Source organism: Microbacterium oxydans (assembly GCF_026559675.1).
GTDB lineage: Bacteria > Actinomycetota > Actinomycetes > Actinomycetales > Microbacteriaceae > Microbacterium > Microbacterium oxydans_D.
Genome location: NZ_CP092891.1, coordinates 2,996,180 through 3,017,029, shown reverse-complemented (window position 1 = coordinate 3,017,029; position 20,850 = coordinate 2,996,180). Strand labels below are relative to the sequence as shown.

The 20,850-nt window shown below is 72.2% G+C and carries 18 protein-coding genes; 5 read left to right on the top strand and 13 right to left on the bottom strand.

Annotated elements, in window-relative coordinates; all coding sequences use genetic code 11:
- Positions 1 to 16 precede the first annotated feature (16 nt).
- Positions 17 to 1,123, top strand: a complete 1,107-nt coding sequence (locus tag MME74_RS14605) for an NAD(P)H-dependent flavin oxidoreductase (RefSeq protein WP_267415783.1) — start codon at positions 17 to 19, stop codon at positions 1,121 to 1,123.
- Here MME74_RS14605 and purU read toward each other — a convergent pair.
- Positions 1,113 to 1,964, bottom strand: coding sequence for a formyltetrahydrofolate deformylase (gene purU / locus MME74_RS14600; RefSeq protein WP_267415782.1), 852 nt, complete (start codon positions 1,962 to 1,964; stop codon positions 1,113 to 1,115). The two genes, MME74_RS14605 and purU, sit on opposite strands and share 11 nt — an antisense overlap.
- A gap of 86 nt (positions 1,965 to 2,050) precedes the next feature.
- On the opposite strand from purU, the gene MME74_RS14595 reads away from it, so the two are divergent.
- Both MME74_RS14595 and MME74_RS14590 read left to right on the top strand, forming a co-directional pair.
- Positions 2,051 to 3,265, top strand: coding sequence for a cation:proton antiporter (locus MME74_RS14595; protein ID WP_267415781.1), 1,215 nt, complete (start codon positions 2,051 to 2,053; stop codon positions 3,263 to 3,265).
- Complete coding sequence (locus MME74_RS14590; protein WP_267415780.1) at positions 3,262 to 3,732, top strand: glutaminase; 471 nt, start codon at positions 3,262 to 3,264, stop codon at positions 3,730 to 3,732. The genes MME74_RS14595 and MME74_RS14590 overlap by 4 nt, the downstream gene beginning before the upstream one ends.
- A gap of 16 nt (positions 3,733 to 3,748) precedes the next feature.
- Here the strand turns inward: MME74_RS14590 and MME74_RS14585 are convergent, their stop codons facing one another.
- From MME74_RS14585 to MME74_RS14570, 4 genes are read right to left on the bottom strand one after another with little or no spacing between them, the layout of a single operon-like run.
- Entirely contained in the window at positions 3,749 to 4,465 is a 717-nt protein-coding gene (locus MME74_RS14585) for a glutamine amidotransferase-related protein (protein ID WP_267415779.1), read from the bottom strand.
- A 40-nt stretch (positions 4,466 to 4,505) separates the two neighbouring features.
- Entirely contained in the window at positions 4,506 to 5,246 is a 741-nt protein-coding gene (locus MME74_RS14580; protein WP_267415778.1) for a LysR family transcriptional regulator substrate-binding protein, read from the bottom strand.
- A gap of 10 nt (positions 5,247 to 5,256) precedes the next feature.
- Positions 5,257 to 5,583 (bottom strand): hypothetical protein, encoded by a 327-nt coding sequence (locus tag MME74_RS14575; RefSeq protein WP_267415777.1) that lies wholly within the window; start codon positions 5,581 to 5,583, stop codon positions 5,257 to 5,259.
- On the bottom strand, positions 5,580 to 7,190 hold the full coding sequence (locus MME74_RS14570) for a PspC domain-containing protein (protein ID WP_267415776.1): 1,611 nt from the start codon (positions 7,188 to 7,190) through the stop codon (positions 5,580 to 5,582). Before MME74_RS14570 ends, MME74_RS14575 begins: the two co-directional genes overlap by 4 nt.
- A gap of 114 nt (positions 7,191 to 7,304) precedes the next feature.
- On the opposite strand from MME74_RS14570, the gene MME74_RS14565 reads away from it, so the two are divergent.
- Together MME74_RS14565 and MME74_RS14560 are read left to right on the top strand one after the other, a co-directional pair.
- On the top strand, positions 7,305 to 8,552 hold the full coding sequence (locus tag MME74_RS14565) for an ATP-binding protein (protein WP_267415775.1): 1,248 nt from the start codon (positions 7,305 to 7,307) through the stop codon (positions 8,550 to 8,552).
- On the top strand, positions 8,545 to 9,204 hold the full coding sequence (locus MME74_RS14560) for a LuxR C-terminal-related transcriptional regulator (protein ID WP_267415774.1): 660 nt from the start codon (positions 8,545 to 8,547) through the stop codon (positions 9,202 to 9,204). The genes MME74_RS14565 and MME74_RS14560 overlap by 8 nt, the downstream gene beginning before the upstream one ends.
- Before the next feature lie 22 nt (positions 9,205 to 9,226).
- On the opposite strand, the gene MME74_RS14555 is transcribed toward MME74_RS14560, so the two are convergent.
- The 8 genes from MME74_RS14555 to MME74_RS14520 all read right to left on the bottom strand — a co-directional run bounded on the left by MME74_RS14555 (position 9,227) and on the right by MME74_RS14520 (position 20,779).
- Positions 9,227 to 9,634 (bottom strand): DapH/DapD/GlmU-related protein, encoded by a 408-nt coding sequence (locus tag MME74_RS14555; RefSeq protein WP_183150821.1) that lies wholly within the window; start codon positions 9,632 to 9,634, stop codon positions 9,227 to 9,229.
- Positions 9,635 to 9,714: 80 nt separating this feature from the next.
- Positions 9,715 to 10,488 (bottom strand): DNA-formamidopyrimidine glycosylase family protein, encoded by a 774-nt coding sequence (locus MME74_RS14550; RefSeq protein ID WP_267415772.1) that lies wholly within the window; start codon positions 10,486 to 10,488, stop codon positions 9,715 to 9,717.
- Entirely contained in the window at positions 10,488 to 11,345 is an 858-nt protein-coding gene (locus tag MME74_RS14545) for an EI24 domain-containing protein (protein WP_267415771.1), read from the bottom strand. Before MME74_RS14545 ends, MME74_RS14550 begins: the two co-directional genes overlap by 1 nt.
- 22 nt (positions 11,346 to 11,367) lie before the next feature.
- Positions 11,368 to 15,948, bottom strand: a complete 4,581-nt coding sequence (locus tag MME74_RS14540; RefSeq protein ID WP_267415770.1) for an ATP-dependent helicase — start codon at positions 15,946 to 15,948, stop codon at positions 11,368 to 11,370.
- A 122-nt stretch (positions 15,949 to 16,070) separates the two neighbouring features.
- On the bottom strand, positions 16,071 to 17,675 hold the full coding sequence (locus MME74_RS14535) for an ABC-F family ATP-binding cassette domain-containing protein (protein ID WP_267415769.1): 1,605 nt from the start codon (positions 17,673 to 17,675) through the stop codon (positions 16,071 to 16,073).
- A 241-nt stretch (positions 17,676 to 17,916) separates the two neighbouring features.
- Positions 17,917 to 18,690, bottom strand: coding sequence for an ABC transporter ATP-binding protein (locus MME74_RS14530; protein WP_267415768.1), 774 nt, complete (start codon positions 18,688 to 18,690; stop codon positions 17,917 to 17,919).
- Positions 18,687 to 19,736, bottom strand: a complete 1,050-nt coding sequence (locus MME74_RS14525; RefSeq protein WP_267415767.1) for a FecCD family ABC transporter permease — start codon at positions 19,734 to 19,736, stop codon at positions 18,687 to 18,689. The genes MME74_RS14530 and MME74_RS14525 overlap by 4 nt, the downstream gene beginning before the upstream one ends.
- The gene (locus tag MME74_RS14520; protein WP_267415765.1) at positions 19,733 to 20,779 is read right to left on the bottom strand and encodes an iron chelate uptake ABC transporter family permease subunit; all 1,047 of its coding nucleotides are present in this window, start codon (positions 20,777 to 20,779) and stop codon (positions 19,733 to 19,735) included. Before MME74_RS14520 ends, MME74_RS14525 begins: the two co-directional genes overlap by 4 nt.
- Between the last annotated feature and the right edge of the window lie 71 nt (positions 20,780 to 20,850).

The following is a 20,850-nucleotide window of genomic DNA, read 5'->3' as shown; positions in this document are numbered from 1 at the left end:
GGCGTAACGTCGAAGCATGAGTGACCTCCGCGCCCTGCTCGGGATCGAGCATCCGATCATCCTCGGCCCCTTCGGCGGGCTCTCGTCCACGACGCTCACCGCGGCGGTGAGCGAGGCGGGCGGGCTCGGCTCCTTCGGCCTGTACGGCTATGACGGCGACCGCATCCGCGCCACCGGGGCGGAGCTGCGTGCGTTGACCGACCGACCGATCGCGGTGAACATCTGGCTCCCGATGGGTGACGAGGTCGAGCCGAATCCGCAGCACACGGTGTTCGCGCAGGCGCTGCAGCCGTTCTACGAGGCGGTCGGCGTCGACGTCCCCGCCCGCCCTGAGCGATACAACCCCTCGCTCGAGGAGCAGCTCGACGCGATCTGGGAGGTCGAGCCCGCGGTGCTGAGCGTGGTGTTCGGCGTGCCGTCCGCCGCCCTCGTCGAAGAGGCGCATCGTCGCGGTATCCGGGTCGTCGGCACCGCGACCACCGTGGCGGAGGCGGTCGCGCTCGCCGAGGGAGGGGTCGATGCGCTCGTCGCGACCGGGGCGGAGGCGGCCGGCCACCGGGTGTCGTTCCTGCGCCCCGCCGAGGAGTCGCTGGTCGGGACGTTCGCTCTGGTCCCGCAGGTCGTCGATGCGGTCGACGTGCCCGTGATCGCGGCCGGAGGCATCGCCGACCGACGAGGCGTGGCCGCCGCGTTCGCCCTGGGCGCCTCCGGGGTGCAGGTGGGGACCGCCTTCCTCGCGACCTCGGAGTCGGCAGCCAACCAGGCGCACCGCGACGCGATCCGCACGACGGCGGCCGACGAGACCGTGCTCACGCGTGCGATGAGCGGACGTCTCGCCCGCGGCGCGCGCAACCGCGTGGTGCGGGCGATCGAGGCGAGCGGCACGATCGCGCCGTTCCCGATGCAGAACTGGCTCACCGGACGATTCCGCACGGCGGCGGGGGAGCAGAACCTCGGCGCGCTGCAGTCCCTGTGGATGGGGCAGGCCGCGCCGCTGGTGGAGTACGACACCGCCGCCGAGGTGTTCGCCGAGCTGGCGGCGGGGGTCCCCGATGCGGCCCCGAGCGACGCCCGGAGCGACGAGAACCGGAACGCCGGGGAGGAGCCGGCCGCTAGAGGATGACGGTGGACTTGCCGTGCACGATCACGCGGTCCTCGGAATGCCACTGCACGGCGCGCGCGAGCACCAGGCGCTCGACGTCGGCTCCGCGGCTCTGCAGCTGTGCCGCCGATTCCGAGTGGGTCACGCGCGTGACGTCCTGCTCGATGATCGGCCCCTCGTCGAGGTCCGCCGTGGCGTAGTGCGCGGTCGCGCCGATCAGCTTGACGCCGCGATCCTTGGCGCGCGCATAGGGGTTCGCACCGATGAACGCGGGCAGGAACGAGTGGTGGATGTTGATGACCGGGACCTCGAGGCGGGTGATGAAGTCGTCGGTGAGGATCTGCATGTAGCGCGCGAGCACGACCAGGTCGACGTTGCCGCGCAGCAGCTCGAGCTGACGCTCCTCCATCGCGGCCTTGTCGCCGGAGGGGATGTGCACGAACGGCACCCCGAACGAGCGGACGGACTCCGCCAGGTCGGGGTGGTTGGAGACGACCATCGTGATGTCGATGTCGAGCTGCCCGCGCTGCGTGCGCCACAGCAGCTCCATGAGGCAGTGGTCGTACTTCGAGACGAAGATGGCGACGCGCTTGCGGCGGGCGACATCGTGCAGCGACCACTCCATGCCGAAGCGCTCGGCGACGGCCGCGATGTCGGCCTCGAGTGCGGGGCGCGCGGCGGACAGGCCGTCGAGGTGGATGACGGTGCGCTGGAAGAAGCGTCCGCCCTCGGAATCGGTCGAGTGCTGGTCGAGCGAGATGATGTTCGCGCCGTGCTCGGCGAGCACCCCGGCGACGGCGGCGACGATGCCGGGCTGGTCGTCGCAGGCGATGAGCAGGCGGGCGGTATCGGGCTGAGACATGGGGGCTCCTCGAGGGTGTGCATCGATTCTGCCGTGGATGCGACGAGCGGGCGAATCGCGCGGGCGCAGTCGCTACTCTGAGAGTCGTGGAAGCGAGCGACCTCGGCCTGGTGCTGATCCCCCTGCTGGCCGTCGCCGCGCCCCTGCTCGCCCGTGGGGTGCGCCCCGTGGTGCGCGTGCCGATCGTGGTGTTCGAGCTGGTCCTCGGCATCCTCGTCGGTCCTGCCGTGCTCGGCTGGGTCGAGCCCGGTCCGCTGCTGGAGAAGCTCAGCGACTTCGGCCTGGCGCTGCTGTTCTTCGTCGCGGGCACCGAGATCGACTTCAAGACGGTGGCGGGCAAGCCGCTGGCGCGCGCCTCGCTCGGATGGCTCCTCAGCGTGCTCCTGGGCATCGGCCTGGGCTTCTTCTTCGCCCCGGGCGAGGGCATGGTCGTGATCGGCATCGCGCTGAGCTCCACGGCGCTCGGGACGCTGATGCCGATCCTGCGCGATGCGCGCGAACTGGATACGCCGTTCGGCCGCGCGATCAGCGCGATCGGCGCCGTCGGGGAGTTCCTGCCGCTGATCGCGATCTCGATCTTCCTCAGCACCCGGACCACGCCGATCGCGACCGCCGTCCTGCTCACCTTCGTGGTGCTGGCGGGCCTCGCCGTGCTGTTGGCGCATCGCGTGCCGCATGGCCGGCTGCACCGCATCGTCCGGGCCACCCTGCACACCTCGGATCAGTTCGGCGTGCGGTTCGTGATCCTCCTGATCGCCGCGCTCGTCGGGCTCAGCGTGATGCTCGACCTCGACATGCTGCTCGGGGCGTTCGTGGCCGGGGCGATCTGGCGCATCATCATGTCGCGTGCGCCGAAGAAGGATGCGGAGGAGGTGGAGAGCAAGATCGAGGCGATCGCGTTCGGTTTCCTCGTGCCGATCTTCTTCCTCTACACGGGGGTCACCTTCGACCTGCAGGCCCTCCTCACCTCGCCGGCGGCACTGGCCCTGGTGCCGATCTTCCTGATCGCGCTGCTCGTGATCCGCGGCTCGGCCGCGCAGCTCTCGGCCCCGGCCGGGATGAGCGTCCGCGACCGCGCGGCCCTGGGGCTCCTCGCCGCGACCGGCCTCCCGATCATCGTCGCGGTCACCGCGATCGGCGTCGACCAGAAGATGCTCGACACCGGCACGGCCGCCGCGCTCGTCGGTGCCGGCATGCTGTCGGTGCTGCTGTATCCGCTCATCGGCATGACCCTGCGCGGCGACCGCGAGGAGGTCGCGGGTCCCGCCCGTGCGATCCGAACGACCCAGGGAGAGCTGTGACCACCGCATCCGATCTGCTGACCCAGGCCGTGCGCGACCTCGCCGACGCCCCGAAGGAGGGGCTGGGGGAGCAGCGGGATTCGCGGTGGCGCGGGCGACGCATCGTGCGGGTCGGCGAGGCCTGGCACCTGGGCGTGCTGCTGCTCACCGACACGCATGCGCTGGCCACGGCCGAGGTGCTGCGCGCCGCCGATCCCGGGCGTCGGGGGTACACGGCCGAGTCGGCCAGGGAGCGTGCCGAGCGTCGCGCGGAGGCGCTGCGCGGCGGCTTCGACGAGGGCGACGTCGTGCACGTGGGGTGGAGCGTGATCGACGTGGATGCGGTGGATGCCGGGGGCGCGTCGGGTCCGCTGGCCCTGATCGACGGCGTTCCGTCGGTGCGCTGGAGCACGGCCGGCGGTTACATGCCCCTGGAGGCATATCTGCGCGAGCGGGTGGCGCTGCTGCGGGGCTCGGCCGACAGCTGAGCTCAGGTGATCCGACTCAGGCGAAGGTCTCCGCGAACCGGCGGAGCAGCGCGGCGCCCTCGGTGACGGATGCCGCGAGCACCTGCTGCTGAACCTCGTCGAACTCGTCCGGATCGAAGTAGCCGGTGGTGCGGTAGAACGTCATCCGGTCGGCGAAGTCGCGGGGCGTCGGCTCGGGGTGGAACTGCGCGGCGTACAGGTGCGTGCCCACGCGGTAGGCCTGCACCGGGCAGACCTCGTTGGTCGCGAGCAGCACGGCGCCGGGCGGGGTGTCCGCCGCGCTCTCCTTGTGGGCCGTGAACACCGTCAGTGCGGAGCCGCTGGGGCCGAACACCGGGTCGGCCGCGCCCTCCGCGGTCGTCGTGATCACGGTGGCGCTCGCGGGCTCGGGGGTGTCCGTCACGACCTCGCCGCCCAGCATCCGGGTGACGACGCCGATGCTGAAGCAGGTGAAGAACACCGCGATCTCGGCGGCCATCGCGGCGTCGGCGAGCGTGCGCAGATCGGCCTCCACGCGCAGCTGCTCCGCGGACTTCACGGTGTCCGAGACGTTGAAGGGCGAACCGCCGACGACGACACCGCGGTAGCCCCGCAGGCGCTCGATGTGCAGCGGCGTCTCCAGGAGGTCGAGCCGGTCGACCACGTCGACGCCGAGCGCCCGCCGGAAGGAGGCATGCTCGGCATCCGCCGCCCCGATCTCGGGCCGCACGCAGACGTAGAGAAGCGAGGCCATCAGGAGATTCTAACGAGCGTGCGGCGGCTGTCCGACGCGGTCACCGCGAGGAGTTCGCCGTGCGGCCGCGGACGATGCCCACGAACGTCTCGACATCGGGCGTCGTGCGGTCCCGCGGCCAGACGAGGGCGACCGTCGACTCCGGGCCACCGTCGAGCACGCGGTGATCGGCATCCTTGCGGTGGTGCAGGCGGGCCAGCGACATGGGGACGATCACGATGCCGACGCCGGAGGCCGCCGTGGCGATCGCCTCTTCCGTCGGCAGTGCGGCGAACGCCGCCGGGACCGTGCCGGGGAGGTCGAACGTGCCGAGCACGTCGTCGGTCAGACCGATCACGACCTCGCCCTCCAGATCCGCGGCGGTGAGGTTCTCGGCCGCCATCAGGTGCGAGTCGACGGCGGCGACGACGACGGGCACCTCGTCGTAGAGGGCGATGATGTGCAGCGAATCGTCGGCGAGGGGCAGTCGCACGAGTGCCGCGTCGACCTCGTCGAGTGCGGCGCGCTGTGTCGCGGCCTCGATCGGGACGAGCTCGAGCGGCACCCGCGGCATCCGCTGCTTCCAGGCGCTGATCCACTTGCCCGGGGTTGCACCGGGCACGGCGCCGAGGCGGAACGTGCGCGGCTCCTCCGACTCGGGGGCCGGGGCGTCGAACACGACCTTGGCCGTCTTCTTCTTGGGCTTCTGCGGCGGGAACCTCTCGGCGGGAGCGGCCTTGTTCCGGCGCACCGGTGTGCCGCGCCCTGCGCCCTTCGCGGGCCGTCTTCCCTGATTCGCCATGGGATCCAGGCTACTCGGCGAGAGAGCCGGGCACCTCGACCCGGGGCACGACACCGTCCTGCCGGGTGTCCGTGGACGCGAGCTTCCGCTGCACCCGGCGGACGAGGCCCACGGCGCCGTTCGCGAGGAGCAGCACGCCGATGGTCAGCAGGATGATCGTGACGATGGTCGTCGGCGTCAGGGCCAGCAGCCCGTCTCCGATCGTGGCCCGCCGGTCGGCATCGCTGAGCATCCAGAGGGCGGTCGCGGCGGTCGCAGCGAACAGGAGGCCCCAGATGATGCCTGCCCAACGCGTGCGAGGAGTGGTGGTCGTCTCGGTGATCGTCGGAGTGCTCATCGCTGTTCTTCCTTCGCGGGTTCGACGACGGTGATCGAGATGTCGCCGCTGTCCTGATCGATGGTGACGGGCTGGATGGTCTTCGGGGAGCCGGTCTCCGCGGAGATGTCCTCGACGATGACCGATTCGCCTCCTCGGCGCGTGCCCTGCAGGACGCCGGAGTCGAGGACCTCGCCGTCGCCCTCCGCGACGCGCGTCCAGTCCACGTTCGCGGTGTCCACCGTGGCGCGCAGCTGCAGCTCGACGCCGGCGTTCACGTAGATGTACGTCGTGCCCGTCCCCTTCTCGACGACGATCGGTCGCGGTCCGTCCTCATGCGGATAGAGCGTCATCGAGAGGTCCCCGAACGGTTGACGGATGTGCGCGGCCTGGTTGTTCTCGATGGATGCCCAGCCCAGCGTGAAGCCCTGGAGGGTCGAGAATCCGCCCGCCACGAGTCCGCCGATCAGCGTCAGCACGGTGGCGAAGGCCAGGAAGCCGCTGCGGCGCCGGAACGCTCCGGCCACGATCATCCCGAGTGCGAGGATGAGCGCTGCCGCGAGGAGGCCGAGGGCACCGGCGAGCGCGTCTCCGCCACTGGTGAGTCCGACGGCGGCGCCCGTGATGATCGCCAGGCCCAGGAAGGTCGCGGCGAAGGCGAAGCCCGCTCGCGGGTTCGATGAGCGACGGATGCGCCGACGCTCGGCCGCTTCCGCGGCGAACACGGCCGCTTCGGCCTGGCGCTCACGGCGCAGCTGCTCACGGGCGGCGCGCTCGACATCCTGCTGCTGGCGGCGCCAGGCCTGGTCCTGCTCCTTCCAGGCCGCGTGCTGGGCGCGCCACGCTTCGAGAGCGGCGGGATCCTGCGACCCGGGCGGCAGCGGAGCCGGCGGGGCTGGGGGCGTGGCGGTGAGCGTCGCGGGGGCGGCGGGCGCCGGCGGATAGAAGCTCGACGCCTCCGGGCTCTCGGACACGACCGTCTCGGCATCCGTGGAGGCCTGCTGCGAGAGTGTGGCGTCCGCCCCCTCGGCGGTACCCGAATCACCGAGGGGAGCGGACGCGGCCGGGGCCGTCGGAACTGCGGAAGCCATCGGCAGGTCCGACGCGGAAGCACCCGGGGTGCGGCTCGCAGCACGCACGATCAGGAAGAGCAGGCCGGCGACGAGGACGAGCCCGACGACCCAGCTGGTGAGCGACAGGGCCGACCAGCCGTCGTAGCCGAGGCCGAACAGGCGGCCGGCGAGCGGGGCGGTCGGGAACAGTCCGATGACGGCCATCGCGAGGATGCCCCACTGCACCGGCTGGTAGTCGCGGCGCAGCAGGTCGCGGACGTGGACGCGTCCGTCGACATCGGGCAGCAGCGCCCAGGCCGCGGCGTAGAGGAAGATCACCGGCAGCCCGAACAGCGCGGCGACCACGAGCACGCCGCGCACGATCAGGGGGTCGATGCGCAGACGTGCGGCGATGCCCGCGGCGACGCCGCCCAGCCATCCCTCGGACCGTGCGACGCCGAGTCCGGCGACCCAGAGCAGGAATCGATCGGCGCCGCGGGGGATGTCGGCGCCGGGGGTGCCGACGGCCGGAGCGGCGTGATCGGCGGGGGGCGGTGGCGCAGTCGGAATCGTCATGCTTCGATCCTGGCGGCATCCGCCGGTGCCCTGCCATGGGGGGAACCCCTGAGCGACCCCTGATTCCGGGCCGGGGAGGACCCGGATGACCCGTGCGGATGATTGGATGGCGACATGTCCTCTTCGGCGCACGCTTCCGCGCGACCCCCGCGCGTGGCTGCTCCGCCGCGCCCCCCGCTGACCCGCGACCGCGACTGTCTGGTGGCGGGCGTCAGCGCGGGCCTCGCACGGCACCTGGGCGCGCGGGTGTGGGTGGTGCGAGCGCTCTTCGTCGCCCTGACCCTGTGCGGCGGCGCCGGCATCCTCCTCTACGCCTGGTGCTGGATGTTCACCCCGTGGGCGGAGGGAGAGGATGCGCCGACGCGACGGGTCCCGGTCGCCTGGCTTCTGCTCGCACCGGCCGCCGTCGGGATGCTGGTGGTGCTCGTCTGGCGTGGCGGCAGCGACTGGCTGAGCGGATCGATCCCGCCCGGCCCCGCCGCCCTGGTCGTGGCGGGCACGGTGGCGTGCGCGACGGGCGCCGGACTGTGGGCGACGCTGATCGACCGCACCGACACCGCCCGCGGCCCGCGGCACACGATGAGCATCCGGATCCTCTCGATCCTGCTGCTCGCCCTGCTCTTCTCGGTCCTGCTGTCGTGGCCCGTCGCCCGATCCGGAGTGGCGCTCGTGCTGGTCCCGCTCGCCGGGTTGGCCGCGGTGATTTCGTCCACGCTGATCCCTCGGTGGCGCGAGCTCTCCGGTGAGCGCATCCGCCGCATCCGCGAGGAGCAGCGCAGCCAGATGGCGGCCCACCTGCACGACTCGGTGCTGCAGACGCTCGCGCTGATCCAGAACCGCGCGGGCGCCTCCAGCGAGGCCGCGCGACTCGCGAGGGCGCAGGAGCGCGAGCTGCGCGCCTGGCTGTACGACGGCGACGCACCGGCCGACAGCGACCTGCCGACCGATCTGCGCGACTATGCCGGTGCGCTGGAGCTCGACTACCCGGTGCGGATCGATGTCGTGTCCGCCGGGCTGTCGGCCGAGCGCGCGAGCGGAGAGCTCGCGGCGGCGGCGAGGGAGGCGATCCTGAACGCCGCTCGTCATGCGGGTGGCGAGATCTCCGTCTACATCGAGGGCAGCGCATCCGGTGTCGACGTCTTCATCCGCGATCGGGGCGCGGGCTTCCAGCTCGACGACGTGCCCAGCGACCGTCTGGGCGTCCGCGAGTCGATCATCGGCCGGATGCGCCGGGCCGGCGGCACGGGCGCGGTCCGCAGCGATGAGAACGGCACCGAGGTGCACCTCCGCATCACGACGGGGCTTCCGCACGACCGTACCGCCGGGCGACCGGCATCCGCACGGGAGGAGAACCGTGGCTGAGAGCATCCGGGTCGTGATCGTCGACGACCACTCGATCTTCCGCTCCGGCCTGCGTGCCGATCTGGACGCGAGCGTCGAGGTGGTGGGGGAAGCGCCCGACGTGCCGTCCGCGATCGCCGTGATCGCGCAGACGCAGCCGGATGTGGTGCTGCTCGACGTGCACCTGCCGGGTGGGAGCGGTGAGGACGCCACCGGCGGGGAGGACGTGATCCGCGGGTCTGCGCCCACGACGGCCCGGTTCCTGGCGCTGAGCGTGTCGGATGCCGCGGCGGATGTCGTCCGGGTGATCCGCGCCGGCGCGAGGGGATACATCACCAAGGGCTCGTCCGGCGTCGAGGTGAGCAGGGCCGTGCACGCCGTGGCCGAGGGGGATGCGGTGTTCTCGCCGCGGCTCGCCGGTTTCGTGCTCGATGCGTTCGGCGCGGTCGCCGGGGAGACCGCGACGGCGACGGACGAGCTCGACCGGCTGTCGGCGCGCGAGCAGGAGGTGATGCGCCTCATCGCCCGCGGCTACGCCTACAAGGAGGTCGCGTCCGAGCTGTTCATCTCGATCAAGACGGTCGAGACGCACGTGTCATCCGTGCTGCGCAAGCTGCAGCTGTCGTCGCGGCATGAGCTGACCGCCTGGGCGTCGGAGCGACGCCTGCTGTAACCGGTGCGAGGGGTGGCTGCGGTCAGGCCGCGAGCCACAGACCCTTCTGATCCGTCGCGATGGTGAGCCCGGCGGCGACGGTCTCGTCGTCGCCGATGCGTGCGCCGCGGACGATGCGCGCTCCGGCGCCGACGTCGGTGCGGACGCCGACGTAGGCGTGATCGCCGATCGCGGCACCCTGGCCGATGTGCGCGTGCGCGTCGACGAACGCGCCCTCGCCGATCACGGCGTCTTCGTCGATCCAGGCGCCGCGGGCGATGGTCGCCCCGGCGCCGACGCGCGCGCCCGGTTCGATATAGGCACCCGCCTCGATGTGCGCCTTCGGATGCACCTTCGCGCCATGCGCGACGAGACCTCGACCGTTCGCGTGCTTGCGGTAACGCAGCGTCGCTCCCTGGTCGTTCTCGATGTCGACGTAGTTCTTACCCACGATTCCTCCCGTGCTCCGGAGTTCTCCGGATATATCAACAACCACGGGTGGGGCGGATTCATTCCCTCGGATGGATGTGGTCACCGCTGGCAGGACGGGCACCAGAAGGTGAGGCGTTCGCGAGTCGGATCCGCGCCCTGCTCACCCCGTCGGATGAGGGTGCCGCAGCGGCGGCACGGGCGCCCGGAACGGCCGTACACCCACGTCGCCTGGCCGGGGCGATCGATGCCGGTGAAGGTCCGATTGCGGCGGTCGCGGTTGGCGCGGATCGTGCGCACGCCGAGGTCGAGGAGCGCGGCGACGTCGACCTCAGGTGTGGGCGTGGTCGGCAGGATACCGCGCAGGAACAGGAGTTCTGCGGCGTACTCGTTGCCGAAGCCGGCGACATTGCGCTGGTCGAGGAGCGCCACGTGGATGCTGCGGCTGTCGGCTCCGAGCCGCCGCACGGCCTCCGCTGCGTCCCAGTCGTCGGCGAGGGGATCGGGACCCAGGTGGCCGACGAGCTGAGCTTCGTCGCGGGTGGGCACGACCTCGATCTCGGCGATGTCGACGCCCACGGCCTCCCGTTCGGCGGTGCCGACGATCGCGCGGACCTTGAAGGCCGGATGCCGCCACCTCTCGCCGGCCCGGTAGACGAACCAGACACCGTCCATGCGCAGATGCGAATGCAGTGTGCTGTCGCCGATGCGCATCAGCAGGTGCTTGCCGCGCGGGGCGACCCCGTGCACGGTCTGCCCGGTCAGATCGACCGTCGCGGCCTGAGGCACCCGCAGGTCGAACCGCGTGACGTCGGCACCGGCCAGCGCCTCGTCCAGGCGCCGCGCGGTGCGGAAGACGGTGTCGCCCTCGGGCATCAGGGAGCCTCGCGGGGTGCCGAGGATGCCGGGGATGCCGGGGGTGCCGGGGGCGCCGGCGGTGGCGCCCAGGAGCCGGAGCCCGGAGTCATCGCACCGGTCGAAGGGCTCGCGACGCTCGGGGCACCGGTGCGTGCGAGCATGTCGCGGGCGAGCATCGTGCTGCCGGCGACCGCTGCGGGCATGATCGCGACCGCACCACCGGGGATCAGGAAGCAGAGCTGGGTCGCGACACCGAAGCCGAGCACGCGGGCGCGGCTCCCGGAGAAGAGCGCAGCCCGATCGGCGGGACTGAGCTCGCGCGCGTCGAACGCGCGCCCGGTGAGCTCGCGGGCGAGCAGGCGGCCGGTCAGGACGACACCGGCGATCGGGCCGAGGAAACCTCCGACGGCCGGGATGAGGCCGATCAGCAGGACGAGGATCGCGATCAGGATGCCGAGCAGCACCAGTCGCAGCCCCTCGCCGAGAGTCGTCCAGAAGCTGCCGCCGTCGGCCGGGGGAGCCTCGCCGAGGTCGGCCTCGACCGCGTGCCAGATGCGCTGGTAGAACGGGTCGCCGATGGTCAGCGTGAGCGCGCTGAAGACGACGCTCGCGAGCGCGAGTGCGGCTGCCACGACCACGAAGCCCACCGCGGCGCGCAGCAGACCCTTCCACGGCTCGAACCATCCCTCGGCGAACGGGGTCAGCCAGGCGGAGACCGAGGGCATGCCGATCACCAGCGGCACGAGCGCGGCGGCGAGGACCACGAGGGCGATGAGCGCGGGGATGAGACCGAGCACCATGAGGCCGGGGCGGGTTCGCCACAGGCCGAATCCGCGCAGCAGCGTGCGGATGCCGGTGGCGAACTCTCGGATCATGGCTTCCAGCGTAGGCGCATCGTCAGACCGCCTTGCGGAGGGTGTAGCCCCGCGGGGTCGCCACGAATCCGGCCTCCTGGAGGGCCAGCGCCAGTTCGGTGCCGTAGACGCCGTCGCCGTTGACCTTCTCGACCGTCAGGGTGTCCAGGCGACGGGCGCGCGCGGTGGCCGCGAGGTCGGACGCGGCGGCGCGCAAGGTCTCGCCGTCGTCGCTGAACGACAGCACCGTGCGCCCCCCGCGTTCGAGGGAGAGCACGAGGGCGCCGTCGACGAGCACGACCAGACCGCCCGCCTTGCGACCCGGACGGTGGGAGACGCCGTCGAGCTTGGGCCAGCCGAGCGCTGCGCCGTAGGAGTTGGCGGGGTCGGTCGCGGCGAGGGTCACGGCCTTCCGCGGCGCGGGGTCGGCGAGCCCGGCGTAGGTGCGCAGCCGGTCGACCGTGGCCGAGGCGGCGAACTGCGCGGCGCCGAGCTTCTCGATCACATAGCCGCGTCGGCAGTGCCCCGCCTCCTCGAAACCGGCCAGCACCCGATACGCCTGGGCGAAGCCGCCGGGCACCCCCTCCGCCTGCACGGCACCGCGGGTGACGACGCCGTAACGGTCGAGCAGGAGACCGGCGGTGACGGTCGCGCGGCGGGCGGCATCCGTCTCGAGCGTCGGCAGCAGCGACCAGCGCCCCCCGATCGACGGAGGCCGCGGGGCGGCGGAGCCGGTGAAGGACACGCCGCGGTAGGTGCGGGCGCGGGGTGCGCGGCGCTTGACCTTGTGCGCCTGCGAGCCGCCGGCGAGCAGCGACCGGATGGGGGCGAACGTGTCGTTGGTCACATAGCCCGACCAGGTCAGCGACCACAGCGCCTCGAGCACGGACTGCTCGTTCTCGGCCGCGGCCATGTCCTTCAGCTGCGCGGCGAAGTAGGCGCCGCCGACGTCGAGCGCGATGAGGATGCGCGACTCGAGCGAGTCCGATGCGATCTCGGCGTCACGCTCCGGGAGGGTGAACGGCGCGAGATCGACCGGATGCAGCGACACCCAGCCGTCGCGCCCGGGGAGCGTGCCGTGACCCGACCAGATCACCTCGCCCGCCGCCGTGAGCTCGTCGAGCATCGCGGGGGAGTAGTCGCGCACCCGAGAGGGCAGGACCAGCGACTCCCAGGCGCTCGCGGGGATCGGCACCCCGGCGAACTGCTCGATCACGGTGAGCACGCCGTCGACGCCCTCCAGCGGCCGGCCGAGGTGCTGCCAGTCGGGGAGGAAGCGTGCGTACGCCTCGGGGGAGACCGGCTCGACCGACCCGCGGATGGCCGCGAGCGAGCGCATCCGCAGCCGCCGCAGCACCTCCGTGTCGCACCATTCGATCGCGTCCCCGCTGCCCGCGGCCTCGGGGAGGAAGTAGCCGCTGGTGAGCCGGCCCGTGGTCTCCAGGCGCTGAAGCGTGTGCCGGGCGACGGCGGCGCCGAGTCCGAACCGGGAGGCGATCGCGTCCGTTGTGAAGGGCACGTGGGTGCGCGCGTGGCGGGCGACGAGGTCGCCGAGCGGATCGGCGACCGGCTCGAGGAAGGCGACCGGGATGCCGGTGGGCAGCGCGGCGCCGAGCGCATCGCGCAGTCGACCCGCATCCTCGATCGCGGCCACGCGGGGAGCACCCGCGATCGTGACGGGGATCGCCCGACGCGCGGTGATGAGGTCGTCGAGCAGGGCGGCCGCCGAGGTGCCGTCGATCGATTCCGGATCGAGGCGGGCCGCGACCTCCTCGGGGTCGAGGGGGCCGAGCATCCGCAGCAGGTCGGCGACGCCCTCGAGCCCACGGGCGCGGCGCTCGGGATCGAGGCGCTGTGCCTCCCGCTCGAACTGGGCGATGACCTCGGGGTCGAGCAGCTCGCGGAGCTCGACCGTGCCCAGCAGCTCGCCGAGCAGCGCGGGGTCGACCGACAGCGCGGCCGCCCGGCGCTCGGCGAGGGGCGAGTCGCCCTCGTACATGAACGCGCCCACGTAGCCGAACAGCAGATCGCGGGCGAAGGGCGACGGCTGTCCGGGCTCGGTCTCGACCAGGCGGATGCGGCGATCGGCGATCGACGTCGCGAGCTTGCGCAGCGAGGGCAGGTCGTAGACGTCCTGCAGCACCTCGCGCAGCGTCTCCAGGATCACCGGGAACGTCGGGTGCCGCCGTGCCACCTCGAGCAGCTGGGCCGACCGCTGCCGCTGCTGCCACAGGGGCGTGCGCTTGTTCGGGTTCATGCGGGGCATGAGCAGCGCCCGTGCCGCGCACTCGCGGAAGCGGGAGGCGAACAGGGCGGAGCCGCCCACCTCCTCGGTGACCAGGTGCTCCAGCTCGTCGGGGTCGAACACGAACAGCTCGGCGCCGGGCGGCTCGGCCTCGGCATCGGGGATGCGGACGATGATGCCGTCGTCGCTCGCGACGGCCGATCCCTCGACGCCGAGGCGCTCGCGCACCCGGGCGTTGATCGCCAGCGCCCACGGAGCGTGCACCTTCATGCCGTACGGGGAATGGAGGATCACGCGCCAGTCGCCGACCTCGTCGCGGCCGCGCTCGACCGTGAGGGTGCGGTCGGTCGGGAGCGTGCCCGTCGCCTCGCGCTGCTCGGTGAGATGCGCCATGAGGTTCGCCCGTGCCTGCTCGTCGAGACCCGCATCGATCAGGCGCTGGGCGGCCTTCTCGGGCGACGCGGCGGACACCTCGCGGGAGAAGGCGCCGAGGGCCTCGCCGAGTTCGAACGGGCGGCCGATGCCGTCGCCGTGCCAGAACGGCACCTTGCCCGGCTGGCCGTAGGCGGGGATCACGTTGACGCGGTCGTGGGTGATCTCGGCGATCCGCCAGCTCGTCGTGCCGAGCGTGAACACGTCGCCCACCCGCGACTCGTAGACCATCTCCTCGTCGAGCTCGCCGACCCGGGCGCCGGTCGTCTCGCCGGCCACGAAGACGCCGAACAGGCCGCGGTCGGGGATGGTGCCGCCGCTGGTCACCGCGATGCGCTGTGCCCCCGGGCGTCCGGTCAGCGTGCCCGCATCGCGGTCCCACACGAGTCGCGGCCGCAGCTCGGCGAACTCGTCGGAGGGGAAGCGCCCGGCCAGCAGGTCGAGCGTCGCCTCGTAGGCCGAACGGGGGAGCGACTGGAACGGCGCGGAACGGCGGACCGTCTCGAACCACTCCTCCACGCTGATGGCGCCGAGCGCGCTCGCCGCCACGGTCTGCTGGGCGAGGATGTCGAGCGGGTTGCGCGGCACCTGGATCGCCTCGATCTTGCCCGCCAGCATCCGCTCGGTGACGATCGCCGTGTGCAGCACGTCGCCGCGGTGCTTCGGGAAGAGCGCGGCGCGGCTGATCTCGCCCACCTGGTGCCCGGCGCGGCCAACGCGCTGCAGACCGGACGCCGCGGACGGCGGGGCCTCGACCTGGATCACCAGGTCGACCGCGCCCATGTCGATGCCGAGCTCGAGGCTGCTCGTCGCGACGACGCAGCGCAGCACCCCCGACTTGAGCTCCTCCTCGACCTGCGCGCGCTGCTCCTTCGACACCGAGCCGTGGTGCGCCTTGGCGAGCACCGGATCGGCCCCGGCGGTGGCTCCGGCCTGCGCCATCATCGCCGCGGGCACGGTCGCGGCCGGTAGCTCGACGCCGATCCGCTCGGAGTAGATCTCGTTCAGGCGACCGGTGAGGCGCTCGGCCAGGCGACGCGAGTTGGCGAACACGATGGTCGAGTTGTTCTGCAGGATGCGGTCGACGATCGCCTCCTCGACGTGTGGCCAGACCGACCCGGTGACCTCGGAGTACTCGGCGTCTTCCGCATCCCCTGGCACGCCGGGAGGGGGTGGCGGGTTGGTCATGTCGTCCATCGGCACGACCACGCCGAGCTCGAAGGTCTTTGACGCGGGCGGTGCGACGATCTCGACAGGTGCCGATCCTCCGAGGAACCGCGCGACCTCGTCGATCGGGCGGACCGTGGCCGAGAGGCCGATCCGCTGGGCCGGCGTCTCGGTGCCATCGGCGCGGCGCAGGGCGTCGAGCCGCTCCAGACTGACCGCCAGGTGCGCGCCGCGCTTGGTGGCGGCGACGGCGTGCACCTCGTCGATGATCACGGTGTGCACGCCGCGCAGCGTCTCGCCCGCGCGGCTCGTGAGCATGAGGTACAGCGACTCGGGGGTCGTGATCAGGATGTCGGGCGGATCGGAGACGAGCTTGCGTCGGTCGCTCGACGTGGTGTCGCCCGAGCGCACGCCGACCGTCACCGCGGGGGCGGGGATTCCGAGCCGCCGGGCCGACTGCCCGATGCCGATGAGCGGGGAGCGGAGGTTGCGCTCGACATCGACGCCGAGCGCCTTGAGCGGCGAGATGTAGAGGATGCGCGTGCGCGGCTCGCCCTTCGCGGGAGGGGTGGTCTCACCCATGCGCTCACGGAACACGCTGTCGATCGCCCACAGGAACGCCGACAGCGTCTTGCCCGAGCCGGTCGGGGCCACCACGAGCGCGTGCTTGCCCGCGGAGATCGCGTTCCAGGCCCCCGCCTGCGCGGGCGTGGGCGCGGGGAACGCACCCCGGAACCAGTCCTGCGTCGCGGGGGTGAAGCGGTCGAGCACGTCGCTCATCCCTCCATCTTCGTCGACGGCACCGACATCGGGGTCGGACATCGGCCGCGACGAGGCCACGCCTGCACGGGTCGAACGGTGATTCGGCCGGGCAGGCGTGACTCGATCGTGCGGCTGCGACGTCACCCGACCTCGTGCAGCGCGCCCTCGCCGTCGATCTCGAGGGTGAGGTCGAGGTCGAGCCGGCGCAGGAACGCGTCGTCGTGGCTCACCACGAGCACCGCACCGCGGTACGCGCGCAGAGCTTCGACGAGCTGGTCGACCGTGTCGAGGTCGAGGTTGTTCGTCGGCTCGTCGAGCACCACGAGGTGCGGAGCGGGGTCGGACAGCAGCAGCTTCGCGAGGGCGACCCGGAAGCGCTCGCCGCCCGAGAGCGCCGCCACCGGACGCTCGGCGGTCGCCCCGCGGATCAGGAATCGGGCGAGCCGGTTTCGCAGCTCCTTCTCCGGAACCTGGGGCGCCGCGGCGGCGATGTTCTCGAACACCGAGCGCGTCTCGTCGAGACCGTCGACCCGCTGCGGCAGGTAGCCGATCAGGTCGGTGTGCGCCTCGGCGGACAGTGCGCCGATGGTGCCGCCGTCCGTGACCAGGCGTTCCAGCAGCGTCGTCTTCCCGGCGCCGTTCCGGCCGATCAGGGCGACGCGCTCCGGCCCCTGGATCACCCAGGACCGTTCTTCGTCGCCGATCGTCGCGATGCGGCGGCTGCGGGACACCTGCGGGTCGGGCAGCTCGATCTTCATCGAGGCATCCGAGCGCACGCGGCGTCCGGCCTCTTCCCGCGCGGCGTGCGCCGCGACCTCCTTCGCCCCGACCTCGGTGCGGAGCTTTCCAGCCGACACCTCGGCGGCCATCTTGCGACCGTGCGCGACGATCTTCGGCACTCTCTTCTCGATCTCGGCCTTCTTCGCCGTGCGGCTGCGGTGGGCGAGCTTGACCTCGGCTTCGATCCGCTGCCGCTTCTCCTTGCGGAGCGCCTGCGCCGCGGTGGCCTCGGCCTGCTTCGCCGCATCCTGCTCGGCATCCAGCCAGGCACGCCATTCCGAGTACGGCCCACCGAACACGCTCAGATCCTGGGCGTAGAGCTCGGCGGTCTCGTCCATCAGCTCGAGCAGCGACAGATCGTGACTCACGACGATGAGCGTGCCCTTCCAGGCGCGCACCATCGCCGCGAGCTTCGCCCTGGCGTCGCGGTCGAGGTTGTTGGTCGGCTCGTCGAGGAGCGTGATCGGTGCACGGCGCAGGCGGATGCCGGCGATCGCGACGAGCACGGCCTCGCCGCCGGACAGCTCCCCGACGCTGCGGTCGAGGAACTCCGGATCGAGGCCGGCCTCGGCGAGCGACGCCTCGGCGCGGGCCTCGATGTCCCAGTCGTCGCCGACCGCATCGAAGCGGGCGGGGTCGACGTCGCCGGCGGCGATGGCGCGCACCGCGTCGAGTGCCGCGGACACCCCCAGCAGCTCGGCGACCCGACGGTCGACGTCGAGCGTGAGCTGCTGCGGGAGGTAGGCGACCTCGCCGGAAGCGGTCACGCCGCCCGACGAGGGGTCGAGCTCGCCGGCCATCAGTCGCAGCAGGGTGGACTTGCCGGCGCCGTTGCGGCCGACCAGGCCGGTGCGACCGGAGCCGAACGCCCCGGAGATGCCGTCGAGCGCAGTCGAGCCGTCGGGCCAGGTGAACGTGAGGCGGTCGAGGACGACCGCTGCGTGCAGGGTGGTGGGAGTTGACATGAGTGTCTCCTGTCGAGTGCGAGGGTGCACTGACACCGGACCTCTGCCGGGTCCTCGACCGGATGCGGAAGCGTCGCGGGAGGAGGGAGGTCAGCCGTGGAGTCGGCGATCGTCGGGTCAGCGCGCGGAAAGAGAAGCGCGGAGGCGACGGATCAGATCAAAGGACTTCCAGACACGGCGGACAGGACTCCCCGACGATACCCGGGCGTGTCGGCGTTCCGCAACCCCGGGCGTGTCGCGGTCAGCGACCGGGCAGTACGACGGGTGCGCCCGTGTCCGGGTCGGCGATGACGCGGGCCTCGAGATCGAACAGCTCGGTGAGCAGCGCGGCGTCCACGATGTCGCGAGGTGCGCCCTCGGCGACGATGCGCCCGTCCTTCATCGCGATGAGGTGCGAGGCGTACCGGGCCGCCTGGTTGATGTCGTGCAGCACGACCACGACCGTGCGACCCTCCTGATACAGCCGCGTGACGAGCTCGAGCACCTCGATCTGGTGGCCGATGTCGAGGAAGGTCGTCGGCTCGTCGAGCAGCAGGATCGGGGTCTCCTGGGCCAGGGCCATCGCGATCCAGGCGCGCTGACGCTGACCCCCTGAGAGCTCGTCCACGTTCCGATCCGCGAGGTCGGTGACGTTCGTGGCGGCCATGGCATCGGCAACGGCGCGCTCGTCCTCCACGGACCAGCTCGACAGCACGCTCTGATGCGGGTAGCGACCGCGACCGACCAGGTCGGACACGGTGATCCCCTCCGGCGCGAGGGGGCTCTGCGGCAGCAGCCCCATCCGCCGAGCCACCTCCTTGGTGGACAGCCGGGTGATGTCGCCGCCGTCGAGGAGCACCCGCCCGCCCGTCGCGGGGAGCAGCCGGGCGAGTGCGCGGAGCAGCGTCGACTTGCCGCAGGCGTTCGGGCCCACGATCACCGTCAGCTCCGCGTCGGGGATGCGCACGTCGAGGCCGTCCAGCACGCCGCGGCCTCCGTAGCCGGCGCGCAGGTCCTCGGTCGCCAATCGGGTCATCGTCGTCCTCCTCCGGTGAAGCGCCTGCTCTCGCGCACGAGCAGTGCGAGCAGGTAGATGCCGCCGATGCAGATGGTCACGGCACCGGTCGGCAGGGTCACGTCCGGGATCGCGTGCTGGGCGATCACGTCGGCGACCAGCAGCAGCACCGACCCGGTCAACGCGGCGCCGACGACGTCGACCGAGGTGCCGCGTCCGGTGAGGCGCTGTCCGATCTGCGGGGCGGCGAGGGCTACGAACGCGATCGGCCCCGCAGCGGCGGTGACCGCGGCGACCGCGGCCACACCGAGCAGCATGAGCATCGCCCTGGTGCGCTCGCGGGGGATGCCGAGCATCGCCGCGGCGTCGTCGCCGAGCTCGAGCCGGCGCATCCGACGCTGGGCCGCCGGTGCGCACAGCAGCACGACGACGACCGCGATCGAGGCGATTCCGAGCGTCGGCCAATCGACCGCCGCGAGCGAACCCGCCCCCCAGACGGCGGCACGCAGGGCGAGGTCGACGTCGGCCTGCGTGCTGAACCACGTGTTCAGGGAGCCGAGGAGTGCGCCCATCGCGATGCCCACGATGATGAGCCGGAATCCCTGCACGCCGCGGCGGAACGCCAGGAGGTAGACGATCGTCGCCGTCAGTACCCCGCCGATCAGCGCTCCGGTCGCGTAGGCCGCGTACCCGGTCGCTCCGGTGAGCATCATCAGGATCACGCCGGTGTAGGAGCCGGTGCTGAAGCCGATCACGTCGGGGCTTCCGAGCGGGTTGCGGGTGAGCGATTGGAAGATGCTGCCCGAGATGCCCAGAGCCGCGCCGAACAGCAGCGCCGCGACGACCCGGGGTGCACGCCACTCGATGACGACCTTGCGCACGACGCCGTCGTCGCGACCGAGGAGCGCGCCGATCACCTCGCCGGCGCTCAGGCCGTAGCTTCCGAGCGTCATCGCCCAGACGGCCAGGCAGAGGGCGATCGCGACGAGCGCCGTGCACACCAGGAGCATCCGGCGCGTGGTGCGCACCGAGAGCGGGCCGGCGCGGAGGACGAGCACCGCGCTCACAGTGCTTTCGCCTTCCGGCCGCGGACCAGCGCGATCAGCACCGGTGCACCGATCAGTGGCAGCATCACGCCGACCTGCAGCTCCGCGGGGATCACGACGATCCGGCCGAGGATGTCGGCGCCGAGCACCAGCGCCGGAGCGAGCACGGCGGAGTACACCGTGATCCAGATCCAGTCGGGACCGGTGATCCAGCGCACGGCATGCGGCACCACGAGCCCGACGAAGACGAGCGGTCCGACGGCGGCCGTGGCCGCTCCGCACAGCAGGGCGACGGCCAGGATGATCCCGACCCGCGCGGTGCCGAGCCGCACGCCCACCGCCCTGGCTGTGTCCTCGCCGAGGGCCAGCGCATTGAGCGGGCGCACGCAGAACGCGGCGATCAGCAGCCCGACCGCGATCGGCACGAGGATCGCGTCGACCGTTCCCGCGGGGCGATCGGCGAGCGTGCCGGCGCCCCAGAACCGCATCCGGTCGAACGTCTCGGTATCGATGAGTGCGAGGGTGTGCGAGAACCCGGTGAGCACGGCCGCGAACGCCACACCGACCAGCGTCAGGCGCACCGGGGATCCGGCGCCGCGACCTGCGCCGGCGGCGAGATACACGAGCGCGGATGCGGTGATGGCGCCGACGAAAGCGAACGGGAGGTACTGGTCGATCCGGGTGATGCCGAGGAACGCTACGGCGAGGGTGACCGCGAAACCCGCCCCCGCGTTCACGCCGAGGATGCCGGGGTCGGCGAGAGGGTTGCGGGTCAGGGCCTGGATGAGCGCACCCGAGACGCCCAGCGCGGCGCCCACGAGGATGCCGAGCACCGTGCGGTCGACGCGTGCCGCGGTGACCGTGACGTGGCTCACCGATCCGTCCGGAGCCACGAACGCCTGCCAGACCACGTCGAGCGGCAGCGCGGCCGAGCCGACGGCCACGCTGAGCACGCAGAGCACCGCGAGGAGCAGCAGTGACGCGAGGAGTCCGAGGACCCGGCGCCGGGTCCGCGGCCGCCGGACGATGCCGGTGGGCGGTTCGGTGCGCGTGGCGGTGGTCATGGGGCTCCTCGGGACGCCGAAACGCTAACAGCTTCCGGCGGTCGCTCCGCGCGTCGGCATCCGTCTCGGCG